The sequence below is a fragment of the Streptomyces sp. NPDC030245 genome (assembly GCF_055572995.1).
Genome location: NZ_JBVICF010000019.1, coordinates 46,889 through 68,290 on the forward strand (window position 1 = coordinate 46,889; position 21,402 = coordinate 68,290).

A 21,402-nucleotide genomic window follows, 5' to 3' on the forward strand; every position below is an offset into this window, starting at 1 on the left:
GTGCTTCATGGATGCGTGTACATCGTGACCGAGCCTGTCAAAACACCCCGGGCCCCGGCATCCGTAGAACTACGCAATCCGCTACGCAATCCACCGCGCGAACCCCGAGCCAACCCCGATCGACTCCCGCGGGAATCCCGCGCGCACCCCGTGCGTGAGCCGCCGCGCCGACCGGGCAAGCTGGGGGGAGCCGATCTGGGGAGAATCCCGTTGCACCGCGCCTGCCAGCACCGACGCCGACCCGTCCGCCTCGCCCTCGCGGCCCTTGCCGCGCTCTCGCTCGCCGGGTGTACGGCGACGGGCGGGGCGGACGGTGCGGGCGGCGACAAGCCGGGGAGCGGCCGGGCCGAGCTCGCGCGGTTCTACGGGCAGGAGCTGAAGTGGAAGGCGTGCGGTGAGCTCAGCTGCGCGCGGCTCACCGTCCCCATGGACTACGCGCACCCGGAGAACGGCAGGACGTTCGTCCTGCCGGTGGCCAGGGCGGCGACGGCCGAGCCGGACCGGCGCATCGGCTCGCTCGTCTACAACCCCGGCGGTCCGGGCGCCTCGGGCGTGAGCGACATGGAGGCGGACGGCAGCGACTCCTTCAGCGCGGAGGTGCGGGCCCGCTTCGACATCGTCTCCTTCGACCCGAGGGGGGTCGGGGGCAGCAAGCCCGCGGTGAAGTGCGCGGCGACGGACGAGGCGGCGGACGAGCGCCCCGAACCGCTCGCTCCGCGCGGCGGTGCCGACCGGGCCCGCGCCCTCGCGGGCGCCGACGAGCAGGCCGCCGCGTGCGTGCGGGGCAGCCGCGCCATCCTGCCCCACATCGGCACCGAGGACGCGGCCCGCGACCTGGACGTCCTGCGGGCCGCCCTGGGCGACCGGAAGCTGACCTACCTCGGCTGGTCGTACGGCACGAGCCTCGGCACGTCGTACGCCGAACAGTTCCCCGGGCGCGTGCGCGCCCTCGCGCTGGACGGCGCCGTCGACCCGGCACTGGACTGGCGGCAGCGCGCGATCGGCCAGGGGAAAGGGTTCCGCGGCGCTGTCGACGACTACGCCGAGTACTGCGCCGACATCGTGGGCGACAGCTGCCCCGGCTCGACACCGCAGGAGACGGCGGAGCTGATCGACGGGCTGTACGAACGGGCGGCGCGCGAGCCGTTGCCGGTCACCGGCGAGGACGCGTACGACGTGGACGCCAGGACACTGCTCGACGTGGTCACGGCCGCGATGTACACCCCGGAGGACGACTGGGAGGACCTGTCCGAGGCGCTGAGCGCGGCGGAGGAGGGGGACGCGACCGGACTCGCCGAACTGGCCGAGGCCGAGGAGCCGGCCGGCGGGAGCCGTCGCGCGCGGGGCCCGGAGAACGACGACGACGCCATCATCGCCGTCAGCTGCCTGGACGTGCCCCACCCCCACACGCCCGGCCCCTACTGGAGCGCCCTCGACGCCGCGGAGAAGGCCGCGGGTGTGTACGGCACGTCGAGCGTCGTCGACGAACTCACCTGCAAGGACTGGCCCGCGGGCACCCAGCGCCCCCACCGCGTCGAGGCCGACGGCGTGCCGCCGGTCCTGGTGGTCGGCACGACGGGCGACCCCGCCACCCCGTACGAGGAGGCCGAGAGCCTCGCCGGGCAGTTCCCCGGCGGCATGCTCCTGACGTACGAGGGTCTCGGCCACACCGCGTACGGCCGCGGTGACTCCTGCGTCACTGACGCAGTCGACGCATACCTCATCGACCTCGAACCGGTCCGCGCGGGCACCACCTGCTGAGCGGGCCGACCGCGCGACGCCTCAGCACTCGATGATGTTGACCGCGAGCCCGCCCCGCGCCGTCTCCTTGTACTTCACGCTCATGTCGGCGCCCGTCTCCTTCATGGTCTTGATGACCTTGTCGAGGGAGACCTTGTGGGAGCCGTCGCCGCGCATCGCCATCTTCGCGGCCGTGACGGCCTTCACGGCCGCCATGCCGTTGCGCTCGATGCAGGGGATCTGGACGAGGCCGCCGACCGGGTCGCAGGTCAGGCCGAGGTTGTGCTCCATGCCGATCTCGGCGGCGTTCTCGACCTTGGAGGGGGAGCCGCCCATGACCTCGGCGAGCGCGCCCGCCGCCATCGAGCAGGCGGAGCCGACCTCGCCCTGGCAGCCGACCTCGGCGCCGGAGATCGACGCGTTCTCCTTGAAGAGCATGCCGATCGCGCCGGCCGCCAGCAGGAAGCGGACCACGCCGTCCTCGTCGGCGCCGGGCACGAAGTTCATGTAGTAGTGCAGGACGGCCGGGATGATGCCCGCGGCGCCGTTGGTGGGGGCGGTGACCACGCGGCCGCCCGCCGCGTTCTCCTCGTTCACCGCCATCGCGTAGAGCGTGATCCACTCCATGGCGCGGGCCTGCGGGTCGCCCTCCGCGCGCAGCTGACGTGCCGAGTTCGCGGCCCGGCGGCGCACCTTGAGGCCGCCCGGCAGGATGCCCTCGCGGGACATGCCGCGGGAGACGCAGGACTGCATGACCCGCCAGATGTCGAGGAGCCCCGCACGGATCTCCTCCTCCGTGCGCCAGGCCTTCTCGTTCTCCAGCATCATCGCGGAGATGGACAGGCCGGTCTCCTCGGCGAGACGGAGCAGCTCGTCACCGGTGCGGAAGGGGTACTTGAGCACGGTGTCGTCCGGCACGATCGGGTTCTCGCCCGCCACCGCGTCCTCGTCGACGACGAAGCCGCCGCCCACCGAGTAGTACGTCTTCTCCAGGACGAGGGCGCCCTCGCGGTCGTACGCGAAGACCGTCATGCCATTGGCGTGGTACGGCAGCGCCTTGCGGCGGTGCAGGATCAGGTCCTCGTCGAAGTCGAAGTCGATCTCGTGCATGCCGAGCAGGTTGAGGCGGCCGCCGCTCTTGATCTTCTCCACGCGGTCGTCGGCGCTCTCCACGTCCACCGTGCGGGGCGACTCGCCCTCCAGGCCGAGCAGGACGGCCTTGGGGGTGCCGTGGCCGTGGCCGGTGGCGCCGAGCGAGCCGTACAGCTCCGCCCGTATCGCGGCGGTGTGGGCCATCAGGCCCTCGTTCTTGAGGCGGCTCGCGAACATGCGGGCCGCGCGCATCGGACCGACCGTGTGGGAGCTGGACGGGCCGATGCCGATCGAGAACAGGTCGAAGACCGAGATGGCCACGGAGAACTCCAAAAGGTGGTTGGTGGACGCCGTTGTCTGCCGGGGTGGTGCAGAGAGCGGGGCGTGAGCCGGGGCATGAGCCGGGGCACCGCACTCACTGTGTTCACTTCCAGTGTGCGCGGTGCCCCGTCGTTTCGTACGAAGGAAAGCGTACGAAAATGCTACAGGTTGGGGTACAGCGGGTGCTTGTCGGCCAGAGCGGTCACCCGGGCCTTGAGGGCGTCCGCGTCGAAGCCCGGCTTGAGGGCCTCGGCGATGATGTCGGCGACCTCGCGGAAGTCCTCCTCCTGGAAGCCGCGCGTGGCGAGCGCCGGGGTGCCGATCCGCAGACCCGAGGTGACCATCGGGGGGCGCGGGTCGTTCGGGACGGCGTTGCGGTTGACCGTGATGCCGACCTCGTGGAGGCGGTCCTCGGCCTGCTGGCCGTCCAGCTCGCTGTCGCGCAGGTCGACGAGGACCAGGTGCACGTCCGTGCCACCGGACAGGACGTCGACGCCGACGCCCTTCGCGTCGTCCTGGACCAGGCGCTCGGCGAGGATGCGGGCGCCGTCCAGCGTGCGCTGCTGGCGCTCCTTGAACTCCTCCGAGGCGGCGACCTTGAAGGAGACGGCCTTGGCCGCGATCACGTGCTCCAGCGGGCCGCCCTGGAAGCCGGGAAAGACCGCGGAGTTCAGCTTTTTCGCGAAGTCCTTGCTGCGGGCCAGGATGATGCCGCCGCGCGGGCCGCCGAGCGTCTTGTGTGTGGTGGAGGTCACCACGTCCGCGTACGGCACCGGGTTCGGGTGCAGACCCGCGGCGACGAGCCCGGCGAAGTGCGCCATGTCGACCCACAGCTTCGCGCCGACCTCGTCGGCGATCCGGCGGAACTCGGCGAAGTCCAGGTGGCGCGGGTAGGCCGACCAGCCCGCGATGATCACCTTCGGGTTGTTCTCCTTGGCCAGGCGCTCGACCTCGGCCATGTCGATCAGACCGGCCTCGTCGACGTGGTAGGGGACCACGTTGAACTGCTTGCCGGAGAAGTTCAGGCGCATGCCGTGGGTGAGGTGGCCGCCGTGCGCCAGGTCGAGGCCGAGGATCGTGTCGCCGGGCTGGGCGATCGCGAAGAGGGCGGCCTGGTTCGCGGAGGCGCCGGAGTGCGGCTGGACGTTGGCGTACTCGGCGCCGAACAGCTCCTTGAGCCGGTCGATCGCGATCTGCTCGGCGACGTCCACGTGCTCACAGCCGCCGTAGTAGCGGCGGCCGGGGTAGCCCTCGGCGTACTTGTTGGTGAGGACGGTGCCCTGGGCCTCCATGACGGCGACCGGAGCGAAGTTCTCCGAGGCGATCATTTCCAGGGTGGACTGCTGGCGGTGGAGCTCGGCGTCGACGGCGGCGGCGACGTCCGGGTCCAGCTCGTGGAGAGGGGTGTTCAGAAGCGACATCACACGATCCCTATCGGTATGGGTCAGCCGGCGGTGAAGGCGGTGTACTCATCGGCGGAGAGCAGATCGGCCGGCTCGTCCGTGATGCGCACCTTGAACAGCCAACCGCCCTCGAACGGGGCGGAGTTGACCAGCGAGGGGTCGTCGACGACGTCCTGGTTGGCGGCGACGACCTCGCCGTTGACCGGGGAGTAGAGGTCGCTGACCGACTTGGTCGACTCCAGCTCGCCGCAGGACTCGCCCGCGGTCACCGTGTCACCGACCTCGGGGAGCTGGGCGAAGACGACGTCACCGAGCGCGTTGGCCGCGTGCTCGGTGATGCCGACCGTCGCCACGCCGTCCTCGGTGGCCGACAGCCACTCGTGCTCCTTGCTGTAACGCAGCTGCTGGGGGTTGCTCATGAGTCGAATTCTCCTGTACGCGGGTGGATGCTGCGGAACGGGGACGATGTGCGGGGGGTCACTTCTGGCGCTTGTAGAACGGCAGGGCCACGACCTCGTAGGGCTCGTGCGTACCGCGGATGTCCACACCGACACCCTGCGTGCCCGGAGCGGCGTGCTCGGCGTCGACGTACGCCATCGCGATCGGCCTGCCCAGCGTCGGGGACGGGGCGCCGGAGGTGACCTCGCCGATGACCTTGCCGTCGGCCACCACGGAGAAGCCCGCGCGCGGGACGCGGCGGCCCTCGGCGATCAGGCCGACGAGCTTGCGCGGCGGGGCGGTCTCGGCGCGCTCGGCGGCGGCGGCAAGCGCCGCGCGGCCCACGAAGGACTCCGACTGCGACGTCTTCTCGAACTTGACGACCCGGCCCAGGCCCGCGTCGAACGGCGTCAGCCCCGCGGTCAGCTCGTGCCCGTACAGCGGCATGCCCGCCTCCAGGCGCAGCGTGTCGCGGCAGGAGAGGCCGGCCGGCACCATGCCGACGGGCGTGCCCGCCTCCATCAGCGCGTTCCACAGCTTCTCCGCGTCACCGGGGGAGACGAAGAGCTCGAAGCCGTCCTCGCCGGTGTAGCCCGTGCGGGCGATCAGCGCGGAGACACCCGCGACGGTGCCCGGCAGGCCCGCGTAGTACTTCAGGCCGTCCAGGTCCGCGTCCGTGAGTGACTTCAGGATGCCGGGGGACTCGGGGCCCTGGACGGCGAGGAGCGCGTACGCCTCGCGGTCGTCGCGGACCTCGGCGTCGAACTCCTCGACGCGATTGCTCAGCTCGTCCAGCACGGTCTGGGCGTTGGAGGCGTTGGCGACCACCAGGTACTCGGTCTCACCGAGGCGGTAGACGATCAGGTCGTCCAGGATCCCGCCGTCCTCGGCGACGATCATCGTGTAGCGGGCACGGCCGACACCGACGGAGCCGATGTTGCCGACCAGCGAGAAGTTCAGGAAGTCCACGGCCTCCGGTCCGGTGACCGTGATCTCGCCCATGTGGGAGAGGTCGAAGAGACCGGCCTTGGTGCGCACGGCGTTGTGCTCGTCGCGCTCGCTGCCGTACCGCAGCGGCATGTCCCAGCCCGCGAAGTCGGTCATGGTCGCGCCGAGCGCACGATGCACGGCATCGAGGGCTGTCAGACGGGGGGCAGTGCTCATGAAGGGAACTCCCAGGGCATGACGGGCGAGGTCGATCCTCCCCATCTGTCATCGGAACCTGAGAGGTTCGCCGAGCGTGTCCCGACATGCGGGACGCCCGGCTTGCACCTTGGGTGGGGCCACCGGGGGCGGCCCGCTTTTCAGATGTGCCTCGCCCGCGCGGTACGGGGCCTGAGAGATTCAAGGGAGGGACTTGCTCCTTCGGCGCCCCGGGCACACGTGCGTGCCTTCCGGGGACTCTCCCGCGCGGATTCAAACGGCCGGTATGGAGTTGGCGGGCACATCATTGCACGCGACCCCGTCCACCGGGAGCCGTGCCCGGATACGGAGCGCATCGCCCGGAATGCTCTTGTGCCGCATTACCTTCTCTTTACACTTGCTGGGGAAAGCAGTACGTGACCGCTACGGGGAGGCCGATCACGGTGCGCACCAGGACCAGTGTCTTTGCCACTACCACGGGAGTGGCGCTGCCCAAGCAGGCCGCCACCCCCGCCGCGGAGAGCTGCGGCCCGCTCCCCGTGGCCGTCGTCCGCGACCTGCGGCAGCGGGCCGGCCACAGCCCCCGCCGCCTCACCTTCGGCGAGGGTGACCTCGTCGTCGTCTCCGGACTGCCCGGTGGCGGAAAGTCGACGCTGATGCGGCAGGCCGTCACGGGCCCGCGCATCGACTCCCAGGACACCCGAGACCGCTGGGCCCGCCGCATGCCGCGCCTGCTGCCCTACGCGGTCTACCGCCCCCTGGTCCGCCTCGCGCACTACGCGGGCCTGCGCCGAGCCCTGCGCACCGGCGCCGGCGTCGTCGTGCACGACTGCGGCACCCAGGTGTGGGTGCGCCGCTGGCTCGCCCGCGAGGCCGCCCGCCGCGGCGCGGCCCTGCACCTGCTGCTGCTCGACGTCCCGGTGGACACGGCGCTCCAGGGCCAGCGCGAGCGCGGCAGAGGCGTCTCGCGGTACGCGTTCACGCGCCACCGCAGGACGGTCGGCCGCCTCGTCGGCGCCACCGAGCGCGGCGACCTGCCGCGCGGCTGCCACTCCGCGGTGCTGCTCGACCGGGCGGCGGCGCAGGCACTGCGGACGATCGCCTTCGACCGGTGAGCGCACCGACGCTAGGGTTCGAGCCGCAGGCAGAGCGGTCGCGAGCAGGGGTTGGACAGATGGACTTTCCGGCGCAGGCACATCCCCATCCGTACGGCGGATGGCCGGGCAACGAACTGGAGGAGGTCCTCGCCGCCTCCCTCGGCGCCGACGCGTCGGCGGGCGGCCGGATCGTCGAGGTGCTGGGCCGCAGCCACATCTGGATCCCGCTGCCGAACGGCGGCGGTCCCGACAGCGGCACCCTGGACCTGCCGACCCTGGAGATCGACGGCCAGGCGTACGTCCCCGTCTTCAGCTCCGAACAGCAGTTCCGGCAGGCCCTCGGCGACGCGGCCGACCGGATGGGCGGCACCGTGGCGCCCGCCGTGGAGTTCGCCCGCGGCCTCCCCCCGCAGCTGGGCATCGCGCTCAACCCGGACGGCACCGTCGGCGTCCCGCTGCCGCCGCCCGCCGTCGCCGAGCTCTGCCGGGCCGGCCGCACCCCGCTGGACGGGCCCGCCACCGGCGGCCGGGTGCGGCTGTACGAACCGGACTGGCAGCACGACCCGGTCGACTTCCTCGCCGCCGCGGGCCGCGCGTTCGAGGCGGCCGGCGTGGTGCTCACCGCGCGCCGCTGCCTGGCCGAGATCGAGACGGACGACCCGGTCCTCTTCGTCGGCGTCGAACTCTCCACCTGGGACGGCGACGCCCGCGAGCTCCCCATGGAGGCACTCGGCCGCGCCCTCGGACAGGCCCCCGTCCCGTGGCCGGTGAACCTCGTGCTGCTCGACGTGGCGCAGGACCCGGTGGGCGACTGGCTGCGTGCGAAGGTGCGGCCGTTCTACCACCGGATCGCCGCTTAAGCTGGTTCCATTCCATGGGCCCGTCCGACGGGCCCAGCCCTCGGGTCCACCGAGTTCGTCACGAAGGAGCGGTTACGGGTGAGTGCGTCGGGCACGGCCGGGCAGTTGGAGCAGCTGCTGCGCCAGGTGACGCCGGGGCGTTACGACGCGTACGAGGCACTGCTGCGCGCCCTCGCCGCCGACCGGGTGTGGATGCTGCTCTGGCACGGCCAGGCCGGCTCCCCCGACGCCCAGTACGGGAACATGGAGGTCGAGGGGGTCGGCTACGCACCCTGTGTGACCTCCGCCCAGGAGCTCTCCGCCAGTGGCTGGAACCGCAGCTATGAAGTGGTGCGCGGAACCGACATCGCCCGCACCCTCTACCCCGACCACTACGGCATCTGGCTCAACCCGCACGCGCCCGGCGGCGGCGTCGGCGTCCCCTGGCTCGACCTGCGCCGCATCGCCACCGGCCTCGACCTGCTGCCCGCGGGCCCGCTCCGGCTCACCGAGCCGAGCATCGAAATCCCCCAGTTCTACGCCCTGTTGACGCAGAACGCGCACCGCACCCCCGCGGTGCGCTCGCTGCGCCGCGCCTGGGTGCAGCCCGCGCTCGGGGCGCCCTATCTGGCCATCGGCCTGGATGTGTACGACACGTCGCCGCCGTCGGTCGACGCGGTCCGGGCGATGATGCAGCAGTCCATCCCCGCCGTCCCCGAGGGCCTGCCCGTCTCGACCGTCGCGATGTCCGACGACTACGACCCGGTCGCGATGTGGCTGCGCGCCAACGCCCGTCCGTTCTACGACCGCGAGGCGCAGGCGGCGCCCGCCCAGGCCGGCGGTTACGGCTACCCCGCGCAGTACTGAGCGGCGCGAACCGGCCACCGAGCAGCCACGACGGACGCGATGTCCGTTCTGGTGCCGGTGGAGCCCTATGGGCTCCGGTGACACCTTGCACCCCAACTGCCCCGTGTTCGGCCCTCGTTCACCCGCGTCCGGATAACGGAACACCCCGATCAGCATCACGGTTGCGCATCCTTTCCCCGTCAAGTCTGGTAACAGATCGCGACGTGGATGAAGACTCCCGCTCCAGGGGCCTTCGCCCCCTGTGTACGACGGACTGATCACGTCGCTACAGCGGCAAGTGCGGGCCGGTCACCACCGGTTGAGAGGGGTCCCTGCCACGATGACGGCACCATTGCATGACACACCTGCGGACGCGGACCCGACCGAGGACGTCGCCCCCGCAGTTGATGCAGGGGTGAAAAAGGTCGAGGGCCGGTCCCTCAAGCAGATCGCCTGGAACCGCCTGAAGCGCGACAAGGTCGCCCTGGCCGGCGGCATCACGGTGCTGTTCCTGGTGCTGGTCGCCATCTTCGCGCCCCTGATCGTGAGCCTCCTCGGTCATCCGCCCAACGACTTCCACCAGGAGGAGCTCGACGAGCTGACCAACCTCCCCAAGGGCGCGTTCGGCGGGGTCAGCGGCGACTTCCTCTTCGGCGTCGAGCCCAACAAGGGCCGCGACGTCTTCAGCCGGATCGTCTACGGGGCACGCATCTCGCTGCTCGTGGCCTTCCTGGCGGCCGTGGTCGCCGTCGCCCTCGGCACGCTCTTCGGCATCATCGCCGGCTACTTCGGCGGCTGGGTCGACGCGCTGATCAGCCGTGTGATGGACGTACTGCTCTCGTTCCCGCAGCTGCTCTTCATCATCTCGCTGGTCTCCGTCCTGCCGGACGACCTGCTCGGGCTCACCGGCAGCGGGGTGCGGGTCGGCATCCTCGTGCTGGTCATCGGCTTCTTCGGCTGGCCCTACGTCGGCCGGATCGTGCGCGGCCAGACGCTCTCGCTCCGGGAGCGCGAGTACGTGGAGGCGGCCCGCAGCCTCGGCGGCGGCAAGCGCCACATCCTCTTCCGCGAGCTGCTGCCCAACCTGGTCGCCCCCATCACCGTCTACGCGACGCTGATGATCCCGACCAACATCCTCACGGAGGCGGCCCTGAGCTTCCTCGGCGCCGGTGTGAAGCCGCCGACGGCCTCCTGGGGCGGCATGCTGCGGGACGCGCTCGAGACGTACGAGCACGACCCGATGTTCATGGTCTTCCCGGGCGTCACGATCTTCATCACCGTGCTGGCCTTCAACCTCTTCGGCGACGGGCTGCGGGACGCGCTCGACCCGAAGGGGACGCGCTAGAAGCGCCCAACCGGCTTGCCCCTGCCGCATGTCAGGTGGCTCTAACCATGGTTCTCCGGCAGCTCATGGCCAAGGACCGCGAATCTCGGAGGTTACGAGAAAATGCCCACAGTTTCCTCGAAACGACGGCTCACCAGCGGTGCGGCCCTCGTCGTCGCGGCGCTGGTGACCACCACGGCGTGCGGCGGCGGTGACGGTGGCGACGGCGACTCGAAGGGGGCCGGCTACAACGCCGCGCTCGACAAGGTCGCCAACCCGTCCAAGAAGAAGGGGGGGACGCTGAAGATGGTCGGCAAGCAGGACCTCGACTCGGCCGACCCCCAGCGCGCCTACTACGGCATGTCGTGGGACTTCATGCGCTTCTACACCCGGCAGCTGGTGTCCTACGACACCAAGCCGGGCAAGGCGGGCACGAAGCTGGTCCCGGACCTCGCCACCTCCACCGCGAAGATCTCGGACGACGGCAAGACCTACACGTACAAGCTGCGTGACGGCGTCACGTGGGAGGACGGCTCCAAGCTGACCTCCAAGGACGTCAAGTACGGCATCGAGCGCTCCTGGGCGACGGACACCATCACCGGTGGCCCGGGATACATCCGGCAGGCGCTCGACCCCGACAAGAAGTACAAGGGCCCCTACAAGGACAAGGGCGGCCTGAAGGCGATCGAGACGCCCGACGACCAGACCATCATCTTCAAACTGCCCAAGCGCAACGGTGACTTCGAGCAGTTCCTCGCCATGCCGAGCGGTTCGCCGGTGAAGGAGTCCAAGGACACCAAGGCGAAGTACACGGCGCGTCCGTTCTCCTCGGGCCCGTACAAGTTCGAGTCGTACAAGTCCGGCAAGAAGATCGTGCTGGTGCGCAACACGGCCTGGAAGAAGTCCTCGGACCCGATCCGCGCCGCGCTGCCCGACAAGATCGACGTGACGATCTCCGCCAACCTGGAGGAGAACGACAAGAAGCTGATGGCGGGCGACTACGACGTCGACCTCAACGGCACGGGCATGACCCAGTCCGGCCGCGTCACCGCCGTCTCGGACCACCGCGACAACGTCGACAACATGCACACGTCCTTCGTGCGCTACGTCGCGCTGATCCACACGGCGAAGCCCTTCGACAACGTCCACTGCCGCAAGGCCGTCTTCTACGGCACGGACTTCGCCAGCCTCCAGCAGACCCGCGGCGGCAAGGTCGCGGCCGGTGACATCGCCAACAGCACCTTCCCCAAGGCGATCCCCGGCCACAGCGACTACGACCCGTACGGCGTCCTGGCGCGCAAGGGCAAGCCGGACGCGGCCAAGGCCAAGGAAGAGCTGAAGAAGTGCGGCAAGCCGAACGGCTTCAAGGCCAAGCTCACCGCCCGCAACAACAACCCGGGTGAGGTCGACGCCGCCGAGGCGCTCCAGGCCCAGCTGAAGAAGGTCGGCATCGACGTCAGCGTCGAGTCCCTGGACGGCGCCGACTCCGCCAGCATCACCGGCTCGCCCTCCGTCGTGAAGAAGCGCGGCTACAGCATGCAGATGAGCGGCTGGGGCCCGGACTTCCCGTCCGGCCAGGGCTACGCGCAGCCGCTGTTCGACAGCCGCTTCCTGATCGAGAACGGCAACTACAACGAGTCGCAGATCAAGGACAAGAAGATCGACGCGCTCTTCGACAAGGCGATCGCGGAGACCGACCCGGCCAAGGCCGGTGAGATCTACAAGCAGCTCGACAAGCGGATCCTCGACCAGGCCGACTGGATGCCCTTCCTCTACGAGAAGAACATCACCTGGCGCGGATCGCGGCTGACCAACGCCTACATGTCCGACGCCTACAACGGCCGGTACGACTACGTCTCGCTCGGCGTCGTCAAGTAACAGGCGCCGCACGAACCGCAGTTGACCGTCCCACCGCCGCCGAATCCCGCCAGTCCGAAGGGCAGGTGATGGCCCCGGGCGGCGGCCGGGACCCCTCACAAGGGGGTCCCGGCCACCGCCGGGCCGCGCACAGTGCTTGCTTATCTCATCCGGCGCCTGATCGCCGTCATCATCATGGTGCTGGTCGTACTGCTCGCGACCTTCACCATCTTCTTCATGCTGCCCAAGTGGGCGGGACAGGACATCGCCGTCCTCTTCGCCGGCAAGGCGTCGGGTGCCGAGCAGCTCGAAGGCATCCGCGTCAAACTGGGCCTCGACGATCCCCTGCTGGTCCAGTTCTGGGACTTCATCAAGGGCATCCCGATGGGCCGCGACTACGTCAACGGCAGTGATGTCACGCACTGCCCGGCCCCCTGCTTCGGCTACTCCTTCCGCACCGAGGCGCCGGTGTGGGAGACCCTCAAGGACGCGCTGCCCGTCACCGGCGCGCTCGCCGCGGGCGCCTGCGTGCTCTGGCTGGCCGGCGGCGTCATCACCGGCGTCATCTCCGCGCTGCGCCGGGGCAGCATCTGGGACCGCGCCGCCATGACCACCGCCCTCGGCGGTGTCTCGCTCCCCGTCTTCTTCACCGGCATGATCGCGATGGGCATCTTCGTCCACGAACTGGGCTGGGTGAAGATCGCGGACAGCCTCAGCACCGACGACTCGATCGACGTCTGGCTCCAGACGATGATCCTGCCGTGGATCGTGCTGGCCTTCCTCAACGCCGCGATGTACGCCCGCCTCACCCGCGCCACCATGCTCGAAGTGCTCGGCGAGGACTACATCCGCACCGCCCGCGCCAAGGGCCTCGGTGAACCCACCGTCATCCGCAAGCACGCGCTGCGCTCCGCGATGACCCCGATCCTCACCGTCTTCGGACTCGACCTCGGCGTCCTGATGGGCGGCGCGGTGCTCACCGAGTCCACGTTCAACCTGCCGGGGCTCGGCCTCGAAGCGGTCAAGGCCATCAGCAGCAAGGACCTGCCCGTCATCCTGGGCGTCACCCTGTGCGCGGCGCTCGCGATCGCCGTGGCCAACCTCGTCGTCGACCTTCTGTACGCCGTCATCGACCCGCGAGTGAGGCTGGGATGACCGAACTGTCCAAGAGCGGAGCCGCGGTGGGCGAACCCGTCACCGGCTCGCCCGCTCCCTCCGCCTTCCTCGAGGTGCGCGACCTCAAGGTGCACTTCCCGACCGACGACGGCCTGGTCAGGTCCGTCGACGGGCTCAGCTTCCAGCTGGAGAAGGGCAAGACCCTCGGCATCGTGGGCGAGTCCGGCTCCGGCAAGTCGGTCACCTCGCTGGGCATCCTCGGCCTGCACACCGCCGGCCAGTACGGTGCCCGCCGGGCGCAGATCTCCGGCGAGATCTGGCTGGACGGCAAGGAGTTGCTCGGCGCCGACCCGGACGAGGTGCGCAAGCTGCGCGGCCGCGAGATGGCGATGATCTTCCAGGACCCGCTCTCCGCGCTGCACCCGTACTACTCCATCGGCAAGCAGATCACCGAGGCGTACCGGGTCCACAACGACGTCGACAAGAAGACCGCCCGCAAGCGGGCGATCGAGATGCTCGACCGGGTCGGCATCCCGCAGCCGGACAAGCGCGTCGACTCCTACCCGCACGAGTTCTCGGGCGGCATGCGCCAGCGCGCGATGATCGCGATGGCGCTGGTCAACAACCCCGAGCTGCTCATCGCCGACGAGCCGACGACCGCCCTCGACGTGACCGTCCAGGCGCAGATCCTCGACCTCATCCGGGACCTCCAGAAGGAGTTCGGCTCCGCCGTCATCATGATCACGCACGACCTGGGCGTGGTCGCCGAGATGGCGGACGAGCTCCTGGTCATGTACGGCGGCCGGTGCGTCGAGCGCGGCACCGCGGAGAAGGTCTTCTACGAACCCCAGCACCCCTACACCTGGGGCCTGCTGGGCTCGATGCCCCGCATCGACCGCGAGCAGACCGACCGGCTCATCCCGGTCAAGGGCTCCCCGCCCAGCCTGATCAACCTGCCGAGCGGCTGCGCCTTCAACCCGCGCTGCCCCTACGCGGACGTCCCCAAGGACCAGATCACCCGCCGCGAGCGCCCCGAACTGCGCGAGGTGGCCGCCGGGCACTACTCCGCCTGCCACATGTCGCAGGACGAGCGCACCAGGATCTGGACCGAAGAGATTGCGCCGAAGCTGTGAAAGACGACGTGAAGGGCCAGGAGATGACGACTTCGACGCAGCCGGAGGGTTCGTCCTCGGCCGAGCCGCTGCTCAAGGTCGACGGCCTGGTGAAGCACTTCCCGATCAAGAAGGGGCTGCTCCAGCGCCAGGTGGCGGCGGTGCAGGCGGTCGACGGGCTGACCTTCGACGTACGCCCCGGTGAAACGCTCGGCGTGGTCGGCGAGTCCGGCTGCGGCAAGTCGACGATGGGCCGGCTGATCACGCGGCTGCTCGAACCGACCGGCGGCCGCGTCGAGTTCGAGGGCACGGACATCACGCACCTGGGCACCGGCCGGATGCGTCCGCTCCGCCGCGACGTGCAGATGATCTTCCAGGATCCGTACTCGTCGCTGAACCCGCGGCACACCATCGGCACGATCGTCGGCGCGCCCTTCAAGCTCCAGGGCGTCAAGCCCGAGGGCGGGGTGAAGAAGACCGTGCAGGAGATGCTGGAGCGCGTGGGGCTCAACCCCGAGCACTACAACCGCTACCCGCACGAGTTCTCCGGCGGTCAGCGCCAGCGCATCGGCATCGCGCGGGCCCTCGCCCTGCGGCCGAAGCTGGTCGTGGCGGACGAGCCGGTCTCGGCCCTGGACGTCTCCATCCAGGCCCAGGTGGTCAACCTCCTGGACGACCTCCAGGAGGAGCTCGGCCTCACGTACGTGATCATCGCGCACGACCTGTCGGTCATCCGGCACGTCTCGGACCGCATCGCGGTGATGTACCTCGGCAAGATCGTGGAGCTGGCCGACCGGGGCGACCTCTACTCCACGCCGATGCACCCGTACACGAAGGCGCTGCTCTCCGCGGTGCCGGTGCCCGACCCCAAGCGGCGCGGCGTCAAGAGCGAGCGGATCCTGCTCCGCGGCGACGTCCCCTCGCCGATCGACCCGCCGAGCGGCTGCCGCTTCCACACGCGGTGCTGGAAGGCGACGGAGATCTGCAAGACGAAGGAGCCGCCGCTGACCGCGCTCGCCACCGGGCACCAGGTGGCGTGCCACCACCCGGAGAACGCGGAGGACCAGGCGCCGCAGGACACCGTGCTCCTCTCGGCGGCCAAGGAGGCGATCGAGGTGGTCTCGGTGGCGACCAAGGCGGACGAGACGGCGGCGGCGGAGAAGACCGACGCGGGCGACGCGGGCACCTCGGGCGACGCGGGCGCCTCGGGTTCCTCAAGCGACTCGGACGCCTCGGCCGACAAGTAGCCGTGAGCAAGGGAGGGCATGCGCGGTGGCGCGTGCCCTCCCCTCGTGCGTGGAGCAATCGCACAGGCGGCGCGGAGCCCCGGCCGGGCACGGGTAAGAATGGCGCGTGCTCCAGGATCTGTTCACGCCCTCCGTCCAGCACGCGCTCGACATCGTGGGGATCTTCGTCTTCGCGATCTCCGGCGCGCTGCTCGCCGTGCGCAAGAACTTCGACGTCTTCGGTATCGCCGTGCTCGCCGAGGTCACCGCGCTGGGCGGCGGCCTCTTCCGCGATCTGGTCATCGGGGCGGTCCCGCCGGCCGCCTTCACCGACCTCGGCTACTTCATCACCCCGCTCTTCGCGGCCGCGCTCGTCTTCTTCCTGCATCCGGAGGTCGAGCGCACCCAGCTCGCGGTGAACGTCTTCGACGCGGCGGGCCTCGGCCTGTTCTGTGTGGCGGGCACGACCAAGGCGTACGACTACGGCCTCGGGCTCACCGCGTCGGCGACCCTCGGCCTGATGACCGCGGTGGGCGGCGGCGTGCTGCGCGACATCGTCGCCAACGAAGTGCCCTCGCTGGTCCGCTGGGACCGCGACCTGTACGCGGTGCCCGCCATCGTGGGCGCCACGATGGTGGCCCTGTGCATCCACTTCGAGCAGCTGACGGCGTTCACCAGCGGCCTCGCCGCCGTGACGGCGTTCACCCTGCGGCTGCTGGCGATCCGGTACCACTGGCGGGCGCCACGCGCCTGGAACCGCCGCTCCACCGCGGTCGAGGCGGAGGTCCAGGAGACGCCGTAGCGGGCCACCGGTAGTGGCCCACCGGACCGGTAGTGGCTCACCAGAAAAGCTACCGCTCAGTAATTAGATGTTGTACGTTGCTGCCATGGCAACGGCAGCATCACTTCCCGCATCGGTGCCCGCGCGCATCGGCGACAGCGAGTTCGACCGCGACACGGCGGTCACCCGCCGGGAGCCCGGCGTCTACGACACGGAGCTCTCCGCGGGCTGGACGATCATCAGCGCCGTCAACGGCGGCTATCTCCTCGCCGTCGTCGGCCGCGCGCTCGCGGACGCCCTGCCGCACGCCGACCCGTTCACCGTCTCGGCGCACTACCTCACCGCCTCCAGCCCCGGCCCCGCCGTGATCCGCACGGACGTGGTGCGCGCCGGCCGGTCGCTCTCCACCGGCCAGGCCTCGCTCTTCCAGTACGACGAGGAGGGGCGCGAGGTCGAGCGGATCCGTGTCCTCGCCTCGTACGGCGACCTGGACGCGCTCCCCGACGACGTCCGCACGACGGCCGAGCCGCCCGCCATCCCGCCGCTCGACCAGTGCTTCGGCGCGCAGGACGCGCCCGACCACCGCCCGGTGCCCGGCAGCTCGGCCATCGCCGACCGCCTCTTCCTCAAGCTCGACCCCGCCACGCTCGGCTGGGCGCTCGGGCAGCCGTCCGGCAAGGGGGAGATGCGGGCCTGGTTCGGGCTCGCGGACGGCCGCGACGCGGACCCGCTCTCGCTGCTGCTCGCCGTCGACGCGCTGCCGCCGACCGCCTTCGAGATGGGCCTCACCGGCTGGGTCCCGACCGTCGAGCTGACGGTCCACGTCCGCCACCGCCCGGCCCCGGGCCCGCTGCGCGTCTCGATCACCACGCGGAACCTCGCGGGCGGCTTCCTGGAGGAGGACGCCGAGGTCTGGGACAGCGAGGACCGCCTGGTGGCACAGTCGCGCCAGCTCGCGCGGGCGCGGCTCGGCTAGCCTCCGGACAGGAACCGCGTCAGCTCGCCGGTGAGCTCGGCGGGCGCGTCCTCCTGGACGAGGTGCCCCGCGCCCTCGATCAGACGCAGCTCGGCGCCGGGGACGAGCCGCGCGAGCTCCTCGCCCTTGGCGGCGGGGATCCAGGTGTCCCGGGCGCCCCAGCAGATCAGCACGGGCAGCCGCAGCTCGCCGTACCGGCCCTGGATCTCGTCGGTGTAGCGCTGGTCGTTCTGCTCCATCTGCCGGTAGAAGGCGGCCTGCCCCTCGTCCGTGCACCAGGGCTCCACGAGCCGGTCGAGCACGGCGGGACGCAGCCCGCGCCCGCTGGCCGAGCCGACGTACTCGCGGACGAGCGCCCGGTGCAGCCCGAGCGGCAGCTGGGCGAACACGTCGGCGTGCGCGCCGAGGAGCCGGTAGGTGGGGGAGCCCCAGGGGGCGAGCGCCACCGGGTCGACGAGGGCGAGCCGTTCGTAGCGGGCGCCGTGCAGCAGGTGCGCCCGCAGGGCGACGCACCCGCCGAAGTCGTGCGCCACGACGGCGGGCCGGTCCAGGCCCCAGTGGCCGAGGAGTTCGGTGAGGACCCGGCCCTGCGCGGCGAGCGACACGTCCTGCCCGGCCCGCATCTCCGACGCGCCGTACCCGGGCAGGTCCCACACGTACACACGGTGGCCGCCGGCCAGCGCGCGGGCGACGTCGCGCCACACGTACGACGAGAACGGCGTGCCGTGGACGAGGACGACGGGCGGCGCGTCGGCGGGGCCGAGGGTCGCCCAGCGGACGGCGCCGCTGGAGCTGTCGAAGGTCCGGTCGAGCGTCCAGAGGTCGTGGTCCCGCGCAACTGTCATGAGCGTAAGGCTAGTTGCTCCTTACGAGTCGTGCCAGTGCCGGCGGCCGAGACCCACCAGCCGCAGCTGTCTGCGGGCGACGTCCGCCACCTCGGTCTCCGCCGCCGTGCCGGGCCCCGCGTCCAGGAACGCCGACGCGGTCATCACCATGTGGTCGACGTACATTCCGGCCAGCATCAGCAGATCGTCCTCGGTCCACCCCGCCGTCGGCTCCTCCTGGGCGAACTGCTCCGCCACCTCCCTGGCGAACAGGGCCAGTTGGGCGCCGATCGCGTCCCGCACCGCCCGCACGCCGCCGTGCCGCTCGCGGGCGATGAAGCGGACGTGCGCGGGGTGCGTGCGGACATACGCCGCTATCAACTCGACCGTGCCCGCGATGCGCTCCTCACCGTCGCCGGTCGCCGCCAGCATCGCGGTCAGCGTGGTGTGCAGGCTGCCGAGTGCCTCTTCGACCAGGGCCACGCCCAGGTCGGCGGTGTCGCGGAAGTGCCGGTAGAAGGCGGTGGGGGCTACGCCCACGGCGCGGGTGACCTCGCGCAGGCCCAGGCTGCTGAGGCTCTGCTCGTCCAGCAGCTGGAGCGCCGCGTCCAGGAGTGCCTGCCGGGTCTTCTGCTTCTGGGCCTGCCGGACGCCGAGGGTGGTGTGGCCGGGGGTGTGACTCATGCCATGCAGTTAACAACTGTTCTCCGAGTTTTGAAAGCCGGAGACGGAGTACTCTCCAAGTCAGTGAACAACTGTAACCACAAGCGTTCACCGAACGAGAGAGGGATCTCCGTGCTCTTCATCGTCGCCGCCCTGATGCTGCTGGGTGTCGCCATGGGTTCCGTGGCGCACGCCCCGCTCCCGGTCACCCTCGTCGCCGCCGCCGTCATCGGCGTGTGGCTCGCGGTCTTCGCCCTGCGCGAGCGCCACGCGCGGCACCGCTGAGCCCACCTCTCCGTACGACACCTCCACCTGTCAGGAGTCGCACCATGGGAAGCACCGCCACCCGCGCCCGTTCCGAGAGCACGGCCCCGGCCCCCACCGAGGAGCCCCGTCCCGTCGGACGCCGGGACACCGACGGCATGGCCGTCGCCTCCTTCGTCCTCGGCCTGCTCGGACTGCTCGTCCTGAACCTCTTCCTCGGGCCCATCGCGATCGTCCTCGCGAGCATCGCCCTGTGGCGCGGCACCGCCCGCAGGGGCCGCGCGCTGCTCGGACTCGGCCTCGGCGTGGCCGACCTCGTCGTGCTCGCCGCGCTCGTCGCCGCGGACGACACCGTGTCCTGGGGTCTCGCGGGCTGACAGTCGTCCCGGGGTCTCGCAGGCTGATACCGCCGGGGCGGAGGACGGCGCGCGGCTCGTAGAATCGTGCCCACCATGGCCTACCTCGACCACGCAGCGACCACTCCGATGCTCCCGGAGGCGATCGCGGCGATGACCGCGCAGATCGCCGTCACCGGCAACGCCTCCTCGCTGCACGCGGCGGGGCGCCGAGCGCGACGCACCGTCGAGGAGGCCCGCGAGACGCTCGCCGAGTCACTCGGCGCCCGGCCCAGCGAGACCGTCTTCACCTCCGGCGGCACCGAGGCCGACAACCTCGCCGTGAAGGGCCTGTACTGGGCCCGCCGCGACGCGGAACCGGCCCGCACCCGCATTCTGTCCAGCCCTGTCGAGCACCACGCCGTCCTCGACGCCGTGCACTGGCTCGGCGAGCACGAGGGCGCCACCGTCGAGTACCTGCCCGTCGACCGGCACGGCCGCGTGCACCCCGACGCGCTGCGCGAGGCCATCGAGCGCGACCCCGACGACGTCGCCCTGGCCACCGTCATGTGGGCCAACAACGAGATCGGCACCGTCCAGCCGATCCGCGAACTGGCCGACGTCGCCCACGAGTTCGGCATCCCGCTGCACGCCGACGCCGTCCAGGCCTACGGCCAGCTCCCCGTCGACTTCGCCGCGTCCGGCCTCGCCGCGATGACCGTGTCCAGCCACAAGATCGGCGGCCCCTACGGCATCGGCGCGCTGCTGCTCGGCCGCGAGTACAGCCCCGTGCCCGTCCTGCACGGCGGCGGCCAGGAGCGGCATGTGCGCTCCGGGACGCTGGACGTGCCCGCCATCGCCGCGTTCGCCGTCGCGGGCGAGCACGCCGCGGCGGGCCGCGAGCGGTTCGCCGCCGAGATCGGCGCGCTCCGCGACGACCTGGTGGCCGCCGTCCGCGCGCAGGTCCCCGAGGTGATCCTCGGCGGCGACCCGGCCCCCGGCGGCCGGCTCCCCGCCAACGCGCACTTCACCTTCCCCGGCTGCGAGGGCGACTCCCTCCTGCTGCTCCTGGACGCACAGGGCATCGAGTGCTCCACCGGCTCCGCGTGCACGGCGGGCATCGCGCAGCCCAGCCATGTCCTGCTCGCCACCGGCACCGACCCCGACCTGGCCCGCGGGACCCTGCGCTTCTCGCTCGGCCACACCTCCACGAAGGCGGACGTCGACGCGGTGGCGGCGGCGATCGGCCCGGCGGTGGAGCGGGCGCGGACGGCGGGCCTGAGCTAGGCCCTGCCCTCGGCCGGGCTAGGCCTTCTTCTCCGCCTTCGGTCTCTCCGGCCTGTCCCGCTCGGTCCGCACCAGGCGCAGATACCGGTCCCAGTCCCAGTGCGGCCCCGGGTCCGTGTGGTCCGTGCCCGGCACCTCCACGTGGCCCATGATGTGCTCGCGGTCCACCGGGATGTCGTACCGCCGGCAGATCCCGGCGGTGAGCCGCGCCGACGCCGCGTACATCGGCGCGGTGAACGACGACTTCTTGTCGACGAAGCCTTCGTGCTCGATGCCGATGCTGCGTTCGTTGTAGCTCCTGTTGCCCGCGTGGAACGCCACGTCCAGCTCGCGGATCATCTGCGCGATGTGCCCGTCCTTGCGCACCACATAGTGCGCGGCGGCGCCGTGGCCCGGGTCCTTGAAGACCCGCAGCGCCGTCTGGTACCCGCCCTGGACGACGTGGATGACGACGCGGTCGATCTCGTAGTCGTCGGGGCGGTCCGCGCGGCGCCAGTTGTAGTCCGATGCGGCTATCCACTGCGCGCCCGGGGTGTCGACCTCGCCCTCCTTGCGCTTCTTGACCACGCCGGGCAGCCGCCACCACAGCCGACCGAGCTCGTCCCCGGCGAGCACGGCGGTGCCGGCGGCCGCCGCGGCGCCGCCGATCAGCAGGGTGCGCCGGTCGATTCCCCGGCGCCCCGGCTTCTTCTGCTCCGCTTCCCCCATGTGATCGTCA

21 protein-coding genes and 2 riboswitches are annotated in these 21,402 nt (G+C 71.0%); of the genes, 14 read left to right on the forward strand and 7 right to left on the reverse strand.

Annotation, left to right across the window (positions count from 1 at the left end; genetic code table 11):
- Nucleotides 1-210: 210 nt before the first annotated feature.
- Nucleotides 211-1,761, forward strand: a complete 1,551-nt coding sequence (locus ACZ4Z4_RS36995) for an alpha/beta hydrolase (protein WP_468337820.1) — start codon at nt 211-213, stop codon at nt 1,759-1,761.
- A gap of 21 nt (nt 1,762-1,782) precedes the next feature.
- Here ACZ4Z4_RS36995 and ACZ4Z4_RS37000 read toward each other — a convergent pair whose 3' ends face one another.
- The 4 genes from ACZ4Z4_RS37000 to gcvT all read right to left on the reverse strand — a co-directional run bounded on the left by ACZ4Z4_RS37000 (nt 1,783) and on the right by gcvT (nt 6,158).
- Nucleotides 1,783-3,153: an L-serine ammonia-lyase gene (locus tag ACZ4Z4_RS37000; protein ID WP_468337823.1), complete on the reverse strand. Its 1,371-nt coding sequence runs from the start codon at nt 3,151-3,153 to the stop codon at nt 1,783-1,785.
- A gap of 161 nt (nt 3,154-3,314) precedes the next feature.
- Complete coding sequence (gene glyA, locus ACZ4Z4_RS37005) at nt 3,315-4,574, reverse strand: serine hydroxymethyltransferase (RefSeq protein ID WP_468337826.1); 1,260 nt, start codon at nt 4,572-4,574, stop codon at nt 3,315-3,317.
- Between the two features lie 23 nt (nt 4,575-4,597).
- A complete protein-coding gene (gene gcvH / locus ACZ4Z4_RS37010; RefSeq protein WP_468337828.1) occupies nt 4,598-4,975 on the reverse strand; it encodes a glycine cleavage system protein GcvH in 378 nt (125 codons plus the stop codon).
- Between the two features lie 58 nt (nt 4,976-5,033).
- The gene (gene gcvT, locus ACZ4Z4_RS37015) at nt 5,034-6,158 is read right to left on the reverse strand and encodes a glycine cleavage system aminomethyltransferase GcvT (RefSeq protein WP_468337830.1); all 1,125 of its coding nucleotides are present in this window, start codon (nt 6,156-6,158) and stop codon (nt 5,034-5,036) included.
- Between the two features lie 35 nt (nt 6,159-6,193).
- A riboswitch (glycine riboswitch) is annotated at nt 6,194-6,308 on the reverse strand.
- Nucleotides 6,309-6,413, reverse strand: a riboswitch (glycine riboswitch).
- A gap of 161 nt (nt 6,414-6,574) precedes the next feature.
- Here gcvT and ACZ4Z4_RS37020 point away from each other — a divergent pair.
- From ACZ4Z4_RS37020 to ACZ4Z4_RS37065, 10 genes are all read left to right on the forward strand, one after another.
- Nucleotides 6,575-7,252 carry an AAA family ATPase gene (locus tag ACZ4Z4_RS37020; RefSeq protein WP_468338031.1) on the forward strand — a complete coding sequence of 226 codons (678 nt, stop codon included), beginning with the start codon at nt 6,575-6,577 and terminating at the stop codon, nt 7,250-7,252.
- 59 nt (nt 7,253-7,311) lie between these two features.
- Nucleotides 7,312-8,094 (forward strand): enhanced serine sensitivity protein SseB, encoded by a 783-nt coding sequence (locus tag ACZ4Z4_RS37025; protein ID WP_468337833.1) that lies wholly within the window; start codon nt 7,312-7,314, stop codon nt 8,092-8,094.
- Nucleotides 8,095-8,172: 78 nt separating this feature from the next.
- A complete protein-coding gene (locus tag ACZ4Z4_RS37030; RefSeq protein WP_468337836.1) occupies nt 8,173-8,940 on the forward strand; it encodes an enhanced serine sensitivity protein SseB C-terminal domain-containing protein in 768 nt (255 codons plus the stop codon).
- A gap of 319 nt (nt 8,941-9,259) precedes the next feature.
- Nucleotides 9,260-10,264, forward strand: a complete 1,005-nt coding sequence (locus tag ACZ4Z4_RS37035; protein WP_468337839.1) for an ABC transporter permease — start codon at nt 9,260-9,262, stop codon at nt 10,262-10,264.
- A gap of 102 nt (nt 10,265-10,366) precedes the next feature.
- Nucleotides 10,367-12,121, forward strand: coding sequence for an ABC transporter substrate-binding protein (locus tag ACZ4Z4_RS37040; RefSeq protein ID WP_468337842.1), 1,755 nt, complete (start codon nt 10,367-10,369; stop codon nt 12,119-12,121).
- 132 nt (nt 12,122-12,253) lie between these two features.
- The gene (locus ACZ4Z4_RS37045) at nt 12,254-13,255 is read left to right on the forward strand and encodes an ABC transporter permease (RefSeq protein WP_468337845.1); all 1,002 of its coding nucleotides are present in this window, start codon (nt 12,254-12,256) and stop codon (nt 13,253-13,255) included.
- On the forward strand, nt 13,252-14,349 hold the full coding sequence (locus ACZ4Z4_RS37050) for an ABC transporter ATP-binding protein (protein WP_468337848.1): 1,098 nt from the start codon (nt 13,252-13,254) through the stop codon (nt 14,347-14,349). The genes ACZ4Z4_RS37045 and ACZ4Z4_RS37050 overlap by 4 nt, the downstream gene beginning before the upstream one ends.
- A gap of 23 nt (nt 14,350-14,372) precedes the next feature.
- Nucleotides 14,373-15,575, forward strand: a complete 1,203-nt coding sequence (locus ACZ4Z4_RS37055; protein ID WP_468337851.1) for an ABC transporter ATP-binding protein — start codon at nt 14,373-14,375, stop codon at nt 15,573-15,575.
- 106 nt (nt 15,576-15,681) lie between these two features.
- The gene (locus tag ACZ4Z4_RS37060; RefSeq protein WP_468337854.1) at nt 15,682-16,356 is read left to right on the forward strand and encodes a trimeric intracellular cation channel family protein; all 675 of its coding nucleotides are present in this window, start codon (nt 15,682-15,684) and stop codon (nt 16,354-16,356) included.
- An 85-nt stretch (nt 16,357-16,441) separates the two neighbouring features.
- Nucleotides 16,442-17,311 carry a thioesterase family protein gene (locus ACZ4Z4_RS37065; RefSeq protein ID WP_468337857.1) on the forward strand — a complete coding sequence of 290 codons (870 nt, stop codon included), beginning with the start codon at nt 16,442-16,444 and terminating at the stop codon, nt 17,309-17,311.
- Here ACZ4Z4_RS37065 and ACZ4Z4_RS37070 read toward each other — a convergent pair.
- Both ACZ4Z4_RS37070 and ACZ4Z4_RS37075 read right to left on the reverse strand, forming a co-directional pair.
- Nucleotides 17,308-18,156 (reverse strand): alpha/beta fold hydrolase, encoded by an 849-nt coding sequence (locus tag ACZ4Z4_RS37070; RefSeq protein WP_468337859.1) that lies wholly within the window; start codon nt 18,154-18,156, stop codon nt 17,308-17,310. The two genes, ACZ4Z4_RS37065 and ACZ4Z4_RS37070, sit on opposite strands and share 4 nt — an antisense overlap.
- Nucleotides 18,157-18,177: 21 nt before the next feature.
- On the reverse strand, nt 18,178-18,819 hold the full coding sequence (locus tag ACZ4Z4_RS37075) for a TetR family transcriptional regulator (RefSeq protein ID WP_468337862.1): 642 nt from the start codon (nt 18,817-18,819) through the stop codon (nt 18,178-18,180).
- Nucleotides 18,820-18,930: 111 nt separating this feature from the next.
- Here ACZ4Z4_RS37075 and ACZ4Z4_RS37080 point away from each other — a divergent pair, with 111 nt between their 5' ends.
- From ACZ4Z4_RS37080 to ACZ4Z4_RS37090, 3 genes are all read left to right on the forward strand, one after another.
- Nucleotides 18,931-19,083 (forward strand): hypothetical protein, encoded by a 153-nt coding sequence (locus ACZ4Z4_RS37080; RefSeq protein WP_468337865.1) that lies wholly within the window; start codon nt 18,931-18,933, stop codon nt 19,081-19,083.
- A gap of 44 nt (nt 19,084-19,127) precedes the next feature.
- Nucleotides 19,128-19,439 (forward strand): hypothetical protein, encoded by a 312-nt coding sequence (locus ACZ4Z4_RS37085; protein ID WP_468337868.1) that lies wholly within the window; start codon nt 19,128-19,130, stop codon nt 19,437-19,439.
- Between the two features lie 75 nt (nt 19,440-19,514).
- Nucleotides 19,515-20,684: a cysteine desulfurase family protein gene (locus tag ACZ4Z4_RS37090; protein WP_468337870.1), complete on the forward strand. Its 1,170-nt coding sequence runs from the start codon at nt 19,515-19,517 to the stop codon at nt 20,682-20,684.
- Between the two features lie 18 nt (nt 20,685-20,702).
- Here the strand turns inward: ACZ4Z4_RS37090 and ACZ4Z4_RS37095 are convergent, their stop codons facing one another.
- Nucleotides 20,703-21,392, reverse strand: a complete 690-nt coding sequence (locus tag ACZ4Z4_RS37095) for an N-acetylmuramoyl-L-alanine amidase (protein WP_468337873.1) — start codon at nt 21,390-21,392, stop codon at nt 20,703-20,705.
- Nucleotides 21,393-21,402: the final 10 nt, after the last annotated feature.

What these genes read in the sequence shown, in the direction of transcription:
- ACZ4Z4_RS37040 (WP_468337842.1), top strand. Translation starts at nt 10,367, where the DNA reads ATGCCCACAGTTTCCTCGAAACGACGGCTCACCAGCGGTGCGGCCCTC.
- gcvT (WP_468337830.1), bottom strand. Translation starts at nt 6,158, where the DNA reads ATGAGCACTGCCCCCCGTCTGACAGCCCTCGATGCCGTGCATCGTGCG.
- ACZ4Z4_RS37095 (WP_468337873.1), bottom strand. Translation starts at nt 21,392, where the DNA reads ATGGGGGAAGCGGAGCAGAAGAAGCCGGGGCGCCGGGGAATCGACCGG.
- ACZ4Z4_RS37055 (WP_468337851.1), top strand. Translation starts at nt 14,373, where the DNA reads ATGACGACTTCGACGCAGCCGGAGGGTTCGTCCTCGGCCGAGCCGCTG.
- ACZ4Z4_RS37075 (WP_468337862.1), bottom strand. Translation starts at nt 18,819, where the DNA reads ATGAGTCACACCCCCGGCCACACCACCCTCGGCGTCCGGCAGGCCCAG.
- glyA (WP_468337826.1), bottom strand. Translation starts at nt 4,574, where the DNA reads ATGTCGCTTCTGAACACCCCTCTCCACGAGCTGGACCCGGACGTCGCC.
- ACZ4Z4_RS37035 (WP_468337839.1), top strand. Translation starts at nt 9,260, where the DNA reads ATGACGGCACCATTGCATGACACACCTGCGGACGCGGACCCGACCGAG.
- gcvH (WP_468337828.1), bottom strand. Translation starts at nt 4,975, where the DNA reads ATGAGCAACCCCCAGCAGCTGCGTTACAGCAAGGAGCACGAGTGGCTG.
- ACZ4Z4_RS37050 (WP_468337848.1), top strand. Translation starts at nt 13,252, where the DNA reads ATGACCGAACTGTCCAAGAGCGGAGCCGCGGTGGGCGAACCCGTCACC.
- ACZ4Z4_RS37085 (WP_468337868.1), top strand. Translation starts at nt 19,128, where the DNA reads ATGGGAAGCACCGCCACCCGCGCCCGTTCCGAGAGCACGGCCCCGGCC.
- ACZ4Z4_RS37070 (WP_468337859.1), bottom strand. Translation starts at nt 18,156, where the DNA reads ATGACAGTTGCGCGGGACCACGACCTCTGGACGCTCGACCGGACCTTC.
- ACZ4Z4_RS37090 (WP_468337870.1), top strand. Translation starts at nt 19,515, where the DNA reads ATGGCCTACCTCGACCACGCAGCGACCACTCCGATGCTCCCGGAGGCG.
- ACZ4Z4_RS37065 (WP_468337857.1), top strand. Translation starts at nt 16,442, where the DNA reads ATGGCAACGGCAGCATCACTTCCCGCATCGGTGCCCGCGCGCATCGGC.
- ACZ4Z4_RS37025 (WP_468337833.1), top strand. Translation starts at nt 7,312, where the DNA reads ATGGACTTTCCGGCGCAGGCACATCCCCATCCGTACGGCGGATGGCCG.